The organism is Falsiroseomonas selenitidurans (assembly GCF_012103215.1).
GTDB lineage: Bacteria > Pseudomonadota > Alphaproteobacteria > Acetobacterales > Acetobacteraceae > Falsiroseomonas > Falsiroseomonas selenitidurans.
In genome coordinates this window covers 1-10,157 of record NZ_JAAVNE010000088.1, presented here as the reverse complement: position 1 = coordinate 10,157, position 10,157 = coordinate 1, and the positions used below count along the sequence as shown (strand labels likewise).

Sequence of the window (10,157 nt, the reverse complement as noted above, 5' to 3'; positions counted from 1 at the left end):
CCCCGCCTCTTGCAACCCCCCGCCTCCCGGCGAACCAACCAAAACCTCAAGGGCTCCTCGTCGGTGGCCGCCTTCTACGAGCCACACACACCACTGTCAACGCAGTGTCGCAATCGACGTCACATGGCTGCCATCGTTCGCAACCCCTTGACATCGCTGCGCACGTTACATTGCGGTTGCGGCTTTCGGGTTGACTTGAAGAGCACGGCCCAAGAAGTTGCCGGCGCCAACCACCGCGGACATGACAACAGCATGATCTCCCCACTGCGCCTCGCCCTGTTCCTGTGCGCCGGCCTTGCCGCCCCTGCGGTCTTCGCCCACGCTGAGGAACCGCCGGACGAGGCGCAGCGAATCGTCACCGTCAAACCGGGCGATACCCTCGCCGAGCTGTTGGGCGATGCGGGCGTGGACCCGGCCGAGGCGCATGCCGCCATCGCGGCGCTCACGCCACGCTTCGAGCCGCGTCGCCTGGCCGTGGGCCAGGAAGTCGGGCTTCGCCTGGACACGGAGGACAAGCTCCTGGGCCTCGAGATCGCCCCGGCACCCGGCCACACCATCACCGTCAACCGCGACGGCGCCGGCTGGCTGGTGCAGGAAGCGATGACGCCCCGGCTGCGCCATCTGGCGCGGATCGAGACGCCGATCGAAGGCGGCGTCTTCGGCAGCCTCACCCGCGCCGGCCTGCCAGGCCCGCTGACCCATTCGCTGATCCGCGCCCTGTCGCATGAGGTGGACTTCCAGCGCGACGTGCAACCGGGCGACCGCATCGCCGTGGCGTTCGAGCGCCTGCGCGGTCCGGATGGTGTGCTGCTGGGCCACGGCCAGCTGCATTATGCCGCCCTCACCCTCTCGGGCCGGCGGATGGAGGTCTGGCGCCATGCCGGGCCGCAGGGGGAGGTCGCCTGGTTCCGCGCCGATGGCCGCCCGCTGGCCGGCGGATTCCTGCGCACGCCGCTGGACGGCGCCCGCCTCACCTCCGGCTTCGGCATGCGCCGCCACCCGGTGCTGGGCTACAGCCGGCGCCATTCGGGGCTGGATTTCGGCGCGCCCAGCGGCACGCCGATCTATGCCGCCGCCGATGGCGTCGTCCACTCCGCCCGTTTCGAGCGCGGCTATGGACGCACCGTGCGGCTGAAGCATGCCGGCGGGGTGGAGACGGTCTATGCGCACATGTCCCGCTTCACCCGCGGCCTGCGCGCCGGCGCGCGGGTGCGCCAGGGGGCGGTGATCGGCGCCGTCGGCAGCACCGGCATGTCCACCGGCCCGCATCTGCACTACGAGATCCGCATCGCCGGCCGGGCGCACAACCCGGCGACCGTGGCCCTGCCCGCGGCGGACCCGCTGCGCGGCCCGGCCCTGGCCGGCTTCCAGCGCGCGCGGCGCGTCCTGGCGGCGAATCTGGCCACCATCAACGCGGATCGCCTGGAAGTCGCCCTCGCCGCCGAGTGATGGGTGGCACGCGACGTTCCGGCTTGCCGCCCGAGCGCGCGCCGCGGCCCATGCCGCGAAGCCAAGGGCCGCGGAGGCGGCCCGCCCGGCGTTTGAGGCGCAGGACGGTGAGACCTCCATGCGCCGGCTGTGATACCCGAGGGAAACCGCCGGCCGCTCGCCCGCCTCCGGCGGGCGCAGGTTGCGATCAATGAGACCTGGCATGAACCGTTGATCGGTCACGATCACCGGGACTTGGCATGAGGGTACGGCGTCTGCCCTCGGTCAGCGCAGCAGCGCGCCGCCGAGCAGGCCAAGGCCGAAGACGCCCGCGGCGACCGAGGTCATGCCCCACCAGCGTTCCGGGGTGAAGCCGCCGGCGAAGGCAAAGGCCGCTCCCAGCAGGTAGGCGCCGGCGCCCTGCGCCACATCCACCCGCGCCATCACCACCATCGGCCCGACCACGGAAACCAGCCCTGCCAGCGTGCCGAGGCCACGCCAGAAGCGATCCGTGGCCGGCTCGGGCCGCAGCAGCGGCTCGCCGCGGGCGCGATATTCCAGCGCGGCACACAACGCCAGGAAGCCGAAGGCAAGGATCAGCATGGCGGCGGCGCCTTGCGGATGTCGGGCGAGGCCGCGGCCCCGCCCAACCCTCCCCCGCCAGGGGGATGGGGCGTTACAGGTCCAGCATCAGCCGGCGCGGATCCTCGATGCTTTCCTTCACCCGCACCAGGAAACTCACGGCTTCCTTGCCGTCCACGATGCGGTGGTCGTAGCTCAGCGCGATGTACATCATCGGCCGGATTTCCACCTTGCCGCCCACCGCCATCGGCCGTTCCTGGATCTTGTGCATGCCCAGGATGCCGGATTGCGGCGGGTTGAGGATGGGCGTCGACATCAGGCTGCCGTAGATGCCGCCATTGGTGATGGTGAAGCTGCCGCCCGTCAGGTCTTCCAGCTTCAGCGCCCCGTCACGCGCCTTGCGGCCGTAGGAGCCGATGGTCTTCTCGATCTCGGCAAAGCCCATCTGGTCCGCATGGCGCACCACGGGCACCACCAGGCCGGAGGGGCCGCCCACCGCGATGCCCATATGGACATGGTGCTTGTAGACGATCTCGTCGCCGTCGATCTCGGCGTTCACCGCCGGGAATTCCTTCAGCGCCGCGACGCAGGCCTTCACGAAGAAGGACATGAAGCCGAGCTTCACGCTGTGCTTCTTCTCGAACACGTCCTTGTACTCGGTCCGCAGCGCCATCGCCGCGCCCATGTCCACCTCGTTGAAGGTGGTCAGCATGGCGGCGGTGTTCTGGGCTTCCTTCAGCCGACGCGCGATGGTCTGGCGCAGGCGGGTCATCTTCACCCGCTCCTCGCCGGCTTCCGGCGCGCGGGCGGCCTTGGGGGCGGCGGCCGGGGCGGGGGCGGCGGCGGGCTTGGCCAGGAAGGCCAGCACGTCGCCCTTGGTCACGCGGCCATCCTTGCCGGAACCGCCGCCGATCTGGTCGGCGGAGACACCCGCATCCGCCATGGTCTTGGTCGCTGCTGGGCCGGGCGGCAGGCTGGAGGCCGGGCGGGCCACCGGGCCGGGTGCCGGCTGCGGAGCCTCCGCCTTCGGCTGGGCCGGGGCGGCGGGGGCCGGGGTGGGCGCCGTCGGCGTGCCGCTGGAAGCGGGCTTCCCACTAGCCGCGCCAGTCGCGATGGTGCCGAGCACGGCGCCGGGGCCAACCTCGGCCCCCTCCTCCGCCGTGATGCTCTCGATCACGCCCGCCGTTGCGGCATTCACCTCCACCGTGACCTTGTCGGTCTCCAGCTCCACCAGCGGCTCGTCCATCGCCACGGACTCGCCGGCCTTCTTCAGCCACCGCGCAACGGTGGCGGAGGAGACGCTTTCCCCCAGCGGGGGCACCACGATATCGGTCATCTGTCCTGCCTTCTTCCCCGTCGCGGCGCTCACGAAAGACCGAGCGCCTCGCGCACCAGGGCTTCCTGCTGCTGCTGGTGAACCTTGGCGAGGCCCGTCGCCGGGCTCGCCGCCTCGGCGCGGCCCACATAGGTCGGGCGCTTCGCCTTGATCTCGATGTCGCGGAGCACGCCTTCGATCTTGCGGTCGATATAGGTCCAGGCGCCCATGTTCTCGGGCTCCTCCTGGCACCAGACCACCTCGGCGTTCCGGTAGGGCGCGAGCAGCTTGGCCAGCGTCGTCTTGGCAAACGGGTACAACTGCTCGACGCGGAGGATCGCCACGTCCTTCACGCCCTTCTCGCGGCGCTCCGCCAGCAGGTCGTAATAGACCTTGCCGGTGCAGAGCACGACGCGCTTCACCTGATCCTCCGCCACCAGGGCGTCGGTCTCCGGGATGATGTACTGGAAGGCGCTGCCCGGGCCGAAATCGGCCAGCGGGGAGACCGCCATCTTGTGCCGCAGCAGCGATTTCGGCGTCATCAGCACCAGCGGCTTGCGGTAGTTCGCCTTTAGCTGGCGGCGCAGCGCGTGGTAGTAATTGGCCGGCGTGGTCAGGTTGCCGACCCGCATGTTGCGCTCGGCGCAGAGCTGCAGGTAGCGCTCCAGCCGGGCCGAGGAATGCTCCGGCCCCTGGCCCTCGTAGCCATGCGGCAGCAGCATCACCAGGCCGGACATGCGCAGCCACTTGGTCTCGGCGCTGGCGATGAACTGGTCGATGATGACCTGGGCGCCATTAGCGAAGTCGCCGAACTGCGCTTCCCACAGCACCAGGGTGCGCGGGTCCGCCAGGGTATAGCCGTATTCGAAGCCGAGCACGCCCATCTCGGAGAGCAGGCTGTTGAAGGCCTCGAACTTCGGCTGGCCGGCGCGGATATTGTTCAGCGGGACGTATTCGGCCTGCGTCTTCTGGTCGACCAGGTGGGCGTGGCGCTGGCTGAAGGTGCCGCGCTGCACATCCTCGCCCGAGAGGCGCACGCGATGGCCTTCCAGCAGCAGGGTACCGAAGGCCAGCGCCTCGCCGGTCGCCCAGTCGATGCCTTCGCCGGTTTCGATCGCCGTCTTCTTGGCCTCGAGCTGGCGCAGGATCTTGGGGTTGGCACCGAAATCGGACGGCACCCGGGCGAGCGCCGCGCCGACTTCGCGCAGCGTGTCGAGGCCGACCGCCGTCTCGTGCAGCTTCTCGACTTCCTCGCCGACCGTCACGGCCTTGAGGCCCGACCAATGGCCTTCCAGCCAATCCGCCTTGTTCGGCTTGAAGCTGGCTGCAGCCTGGAAGGCCTCCTCCAGCTGGGCGTTGAAGGCATCGAGCACCGCCTTGGATTCCTCGGCCGGCACGCTGCCCTCCTTCGCCAGCTTCTCGGCGTAGAGGGTGCGGGTGGTCTTCATCTCCTTGATGCGGCCGTACATGATCGGCTGCGTGAAGGCCGGCTCGTCCGTCTCGTTATGGCCGTGGCGGCGATAGCAGACGATGTCGAGCACGAAGTCCGCGCCGAACTGCATGCGGAACTCGGCCGCCATGCGGGCGCAGAAAACCACGGCCTCGGCGTCGTCGCCATTCACATGCAGGATCGGCACCTGGATGCTCTTCGCCACGTCGGTGCAGTACAGGCCCGAATAGGCATGCGCCGGGACGGTGGTGAAGCCGATCTGGTTGTTGGTGACGATATGGATGGTGCCGCCGGTGCGGTAGCCGATGAGCTGGCTCATCGCCAGCGTCTCATACACCAGGCCCTGGCCGGCGAAGGCCGCGTCGCCATGCAGCAGGATGCCGAGGACGGAGCGCCGCCCCTTGGTGTCGCCCGCCATGTCCTGGCGCGCGCGCACCTTGCCGACCACGACGGGATCGACCGCTTCCAGGTGGGACGGGTTCGGCTGCAGGGAGAGGTGCACCATGCGCCCGGCCACCTCGATATCGGTCGAGGTGCCGAGGTGGTACTTCACGTCGCCGGAGCCCTGCACATCCTCGGGCGTCGCGGCATTGCCCTTGAATTCGCTGAACACGGCGGAGAAGGGCTTCTTCACCACGTTCACCAGCACGTTCAGCCGGCCGCGATGGGCCATGCCGATCGAGATCTCGTTCACGCCCAGGCTGGCGCCGACCTCGATCACGGACTGGATGGCCGGAATGGTGGATTCACCACCCTCCAGCCCGAAGCGCTTGGTGGTGGCGTATTTCTTGGCGCAGAAGGCCTCGAAGCCCTCGGCCTCGGTCAGCTGCTGCAGGATCTGCCGCTTTGCCTGGCCGTCGAAGGCGCGGACCCAGGGCGCACCCTCGATCCGGCGCTGGATCCAGGACTTCTGGTCCGGGTCCTGGATATGCATGAATTCGGTGGCGATGGAGCCGCAATAGCTGGCGCGGCAGATCTGCAGGATTTCGCGAAGCGTCGCGTTCTCCTTGCCCAAAACCATATCCAGAAAGATCGGACGGTCCATGTCGGCGTCCGTGAACCCGTAGGTCTTGGGGTCCAGCTCCGGATGCGGCTTCATCACCTGCAGGCCGAGCGGATCCAGCTGCGCTTCCAGATGGCCGCGCACGCGGTAGCTGCGGATCAGCATCAGGGCGCGGATGGAATCCAGCACCGCCCGCTGGGCGGCCGCCTTGTCCACCAGATTGGCGGCCGGCGCGGCGGCAGCGGCGGGGGCACCCTTGCCCTTCGGCGCCGCGGCCGGCAGTTCCGGGTCCGGGCCGAAGGCGCCGCGCAGGCGGGGCGCCCAGCTCGCGCCGACGGCATCCGTCAGCACCGCGCGCGCCTCGTCGTTCAGCGCCCCGAACAGCTCGGCGAAGGAGGGATCGACGCTGTCCGGCTTCTCCGCCCATCGGGCATAGAGGTCGGCGAGGTAGGCGGCATTCGCGCCCGACATCGCACTCGCGAGGACATCCACTCCGGCCATTTTCGTCTCCATGGCCCCCGTCTGCGGATCGGGCGCCGGCTTCGTCACGCCACTAGATAGGCGACCCGCGCCGCCGGCGTCAGGTCCCCGGGGGAAACCTGGTGCGGCGCGGGTGACCTTTTCGTTACTTCTTCAGCGCCTTGACCATGGTGGACCCCAGGGCGGAGGGGCTGTCCGCCACCATGATGCCCGCCTTGGCCATGGCTTCCATCTTCGCCGCCGCCGTGTCGTTGCCGCCGGAGATCACCGCGCCGGCATGGCCCATGCGGCGGCCCGGGGGGGCCGTGGCGCCGGCGATGAAGCCGACCACCGGCTTGTTCGGCTTGCCCGGGCCGAAATTGTGCTCGGCCAGGTATTCCGCGCCGATCACCTCGGACTGGCCGCCGATCTCGCCGATCATGATGATGGACTTGGTCTCGTCATCGGCCAGGAACAGCTTCAGCACGTCGATGAAGTCCATGCCCTTCACCGGGTCGCCGCCGATGCCGACGCAGGTGGACTGGCCGAGGCCGGCCGCCGTGGTCTGCGCCACCGCCTCATAGGTCAGGGTGCCGGAGCGGCTGACGATGCCGACCGAGCCGCGGCGATGGATGTGGCCCGGCATGATGCCGATCTTGCAGGCATCCGGCGTGATGACGCCCGGGCAGTTCGGCCCGACCAGGATGGACTTGGACCCGGCCAGCGCCCGCTTCACCTTCACCATGTCCAGCACCGGGATGCCTTCCGTGATGCAGATCACCAGCGGGATCTCGGCGTCGATGGCTTCCAGGATCGCATCCGCGGCGAAGGGCGCCGGCACGTAGATGACGGAGGCATTCGCCCCGGTCGCGTCACGGCATTCCACCACGGTGTTGAACACCGGCAGGTTCAGCTCCGGATGCATGGTGCCGCCCTTGCCCGGCGTCGTGCCGCCGACATAGGTCGACCCATAGGCAATGCCCTGGCTCGCATGGAAGGTGCCCTGGGCACCCGTGAAACCCTGGGTCATGACGCGGGTGTTGGCGTCGATCAGAACGGCCATTGTCTCAGGCTCCCTTGACCGCGGCCACGACCTTCTGGGCCGCATCCGCGAGGTTGTCGGCCGCGATGATGGCGAGCCCGGATTCGGCGAGGATCTTCTTGCCGAGGTCCACATTCGTACCCTCGAGCCGCACCACCAGCGGCACGCTCAGCGACAGGTTCTTGCTGGCCTCGACGATGCCATTGGCGATCATGTCGCACTTGGCGATGCCACCGAAGATGTTGACCAGGATCGCCTTGACGTTGACGTCGGAGGTGATGATCCGGAAGGCCTCCGTCACCCGCGCCGCATTCGCAGTGCCGCCGACATCGAGGAAGTTGGCCGGGGAAGAGCCGTACAGCTTGATGATGTCCATGGTGGCCATCGCCAGGCCGGCGCCGTTCACCATGCAGCCGATCTCGCCATCGAGCGCCACATAGTTCAGGTCGTTCTTGACCGCGTCGAGTTCCTTCGGGTCCATCTCGCTGTCATCGCGCAGCGCTTCCAGGTCCTTGTGCCGGAACAGCGCGCTTTCGTCGAAGGACACTTTGGCGTCCAGCGCCACGATGTCGCCCTTGCCGGTGACGACCAGCGGGTTGATCTCGACGATGGCGCAGTCCAGTTCCAGGAAGGCGCCGTACAGCGCCAGCACGAACTTCTGGAACGCCCCGACCTGCTTGCCTTCCAGCCCCAGCCCGAAGGCCAACTTGCGGGCGTGGTAGGGGAAAATGCCCGAGGCCGGGTCGATCGCGACCTTCAGGATCTTCTCGGGGTGGTTGTGCGCCACCTCCTCGATCTCCATGCCACCCTCGGTGGAGGCCATGATGGTGACGCGGGAGGTCTCGCGGTCCACCAGCAGGCCCAGATACAGCTCGCGCTTGATGTCGCAGCCGTCTTCCACGAAGACGCGGGAGACCAGCTTGCCGGCCTCGCCGGTCTGCTTGGTGACCAGCACCTTGCCGATCATCGCCTCCGCCGCCTCGCGCACCGCCTCGATCGACTTGACGACGCGGACGCCGCCCTTGCCGTTCGGGTCGTTGGTGAAGCGGCCGGCGCCGCGGCCACCGGCATGGATCTGCGACTTCACGACATAGACCGGGCCGGGCAGCTTCTTCGCAGCTTCCACGGCCTCATCCGCCGTCCAGGCCACATGGCCCTCCAGCACCGCCACGCCGTAGCGGCGCAGCAATTCCTTGGCCTGGTATTCGTGGATGTTCATCCGATGTCTCCGGCAAGCAGGGCGCCAAAAGGTCCGGCGGCGCGGCAGCCGCCGGTGGGTGGCGTCAGACGGGCGGTGTCAGACGCCGAGCGCCTTGAAGTCCGCGATCAGCTTCTTCACCGCGTCGCAGGACTTGTCGAAGGCGGCCTTCTCCTCGGCCGTGAACTCGACCTCCATGATCTTCTCGACGCCGCCGGCGCCGATCACCACGGGCACGCCCACATAGAAGTCGTTCTGGCCATACTCGCCGTTCAGCAGCACGGCGCAGGGCAGCACGCGCTTCTTGTCCAGCAGGTAGCTTTCCGCCATGGCGATGGCCGAGGCGGCCGGGGCATAGAAGGCGGAGCCGCGTTCCAGCAGCTTCACGATCTCGCCGCCGCCATTCGCCGTGCGGGCGACGATGGCGTCGATCTTCTCCTGCGTCGTCCAGCCCATCTTGATCAGGTCGGGCACGGGCACGCCGGCGACGGTCGAATAGCGGGTCAGCGGCACCATGGTGTCGCCATGGCCACCCAGCACGAAGGCCGTCACATCCTCGACCGAGACGCCGAATTCCTGCGCCAGGAACAGGCGGAAGCGGCTGGAGTCCAGCACACCGGCCATGCCCACCACCTTTTCCGCCGGCAGGCCGGAGCGCTGCTGCAGCACCCACACCATCACGTCCAGCGGGTTGGTGATGCAGATCACGAAGGCGTCCGGGGCATATTGCTTGATGCCCTCGGCCACCTGGCCGATCACGCCGGCATTCTTGGTCAGCAGGTCGTCGCGGCTCATCCCCGGCATGCGCGGGAAACCGGCGGTGACGATGACGACGTCCGCGCCCGCGATCGCGGCATAGTCGCCGGTGCCGGACATGGCGCTGTCGAAGCCATCCACCGGGCCGGACTGCATGATGTCCAGCGCCTTGCCGGCGGCAACCCCCGGGAAGACGTCGAACATGACGACGTCGCCGAGTTCCTTCAGGCCGATGAGGTGGGCGAGCGTGCCGCCGATGTTGCCGGCGCCAATGAGCGCGATCTTCTTGCGGGCCATGCAGCGGTCCTTGCCTTGTGGAGCTTCGCAGGGATTTCAAGGCGGCGCCGAGCACGGCGCGCCCTGCGGGGCTTCCTACTCCTGCCCTGCAAGGCGGGCAAGGCGCCGCGCGCTGTCATGCGTGGCGGACGGGCAAGGTCCAGGGGATGGCGCATGGCGGCGGGCGCTGCCGGCCGCTTCCTGGTACCCGGGCCGGCTGGCCCGGCAGCGGCACATCATGACCGGCGCAACAGAGCCTGACCGTCGTGCCCCTCAAGCGCCGGGCGGGCCGCAGGTCGGGACTTCGGGCGCCACGAATTACAAGGGCATGCAGCGGACGATGTCGTCATGCCCGCGCGCCAGGGTGGCGAAGGTGCCTACCGGGCAATCCCGCTGCGCCATGGTCACCGCCGGCAGCCCGGCCTGCCAGCCGGCGACGGAATTGCTGCTCCGGCCGCAGACCGTGCGGCCATTGCGGCGGCTGCAATTGGCCGCCGGGCGGCTGATGGTGGCCGCGGCGGCGCCGCGCACCACCGTGCCGCGGCGCTGGCTGCGCACCTCGCCCCGGCGCAGCGCCGTCTCGCGGCGGGCCTGGCTGCGGGTGTTGGCCCGTGCGGCGCTGCGGGTGCTGGTGCGCGCCGCGCTGCG

At 68.9% G+C, this 10,157-nt stretch carries 8 protein-coding genes; 1 reads left to right on the top strand and 7 read right to left on the bottom strand.

The genetic code is table 11. The features are described 5' to 3' along the window. The first annotated feature begins 252 nt into the window (after window positions 1-252). Window positions 253-1,449 (top strand): M23 family metallopeptidase, encoded by a 1,197-nt coding sequence (locus HEQ75_RS26735; RefSeq protein WP_168035180.1) that lies wholly within the window; start codon window positions 253-255, stop codon window positions 1,447-1,449. 264 nt (window positions 1,450-1,713) lie between these two features. Here HEQ75_RS26735 and HEQ75_RS26730 read toward each other — a convergent pair whose 3' ends face one another. The 7 genes from HEQ75_RS26730 to HEQ75_RS26700 all read right to left on the bottom strand — a co-directional run. After that, window positions 1,714-2,031, bottom strand: coding sequence for a hypothetical protein (locus HEQ75_RS26730; RefSeq protein ID WP_168035179.1), 318 nt, complete (start codon window positions 2,029-2,031; stop codon window positions 1,714-1,716). 73 nt (window positions 2,032-2,104) lie between these two features. Then, window positions 2,105-3,346, bottom strand: coding sequence for a 2-oxoglutarate dehydrogenase complex dihydrolipoyllysine-residue succinyltransferase (gene odhB, locus HEQ75_RS26725; protein WP_168035178.1), 1,242 nt, complete (start codon window positions 3,344-3,346; stop codon window positions 2,105-2,107). A 29-nt stretch (window positions 3,347-3,375) separates the two neighbouring features. Then, window positions 3,376-6,279 carry a 2-oxoglutarate dehydrogenase E1 component gene (locus HEQ75_RS26720; protein ID WP_168035177.1) on the bottom strand — a complete coding sequence of 968 codons (2,904 nt, stop codon included), beginning with the start codon at window positions 6,277-6,279 and terminating at the stop codon, window positions 3,376-3,378. Between the two features lie 124 nt (window positions 6,280-6,403). Next, the gene (gene sucD / locus HEQ75_RS26715) at window positions 6,404-7,300 is read right to left on the bottom strand and encodes a succinate--CoA ligase subunit alpha (RefSeq protein WP_168035176.1); all 897 of its coding nucleotides are present in this window, start codon (window positions 7,298-7,300) and stop codon (window positions 6,404-6,406) included. A gap of 4 nt (window positions 7,301-7,304) precedes the next feature. Continuing rightward, complete coding sequence (gene sucC, locus HEQ75_RS26710; RefSeq protein ID WP_268887822.1) at window positions 7,305-8,546, bottom strand: ADP-forming succinate--CoA ligase subunit beta; 1,242 nt, start codon at window positions 8,544-8,546, stop codon at window positions 7,305-7,307. Window positions 8,547-8,576: 30 nt separating this feature from the next. After that, window positions 8,577-9,530: a malate dehydrogenase gene (gene mdh, locus HEQ75_RS26705; protein WP_168035174.1), complete on the bottom strand. Its 954-nt coding sequence runs from the start codon at window positions 9,528-9,530 to the stop codon at window positions 8,577-8,579. 297 nt (window positions 9,531-9,827) lie between these two features. Beyond that, a partial coding sequence (locus tag HEQ75_RS26700; RefSeq protein WP_168035173.1) for a hypothetical protein occupies window positions 9,828-10,157 on the bottom strand: 330 nt, incomplete at its 5' end.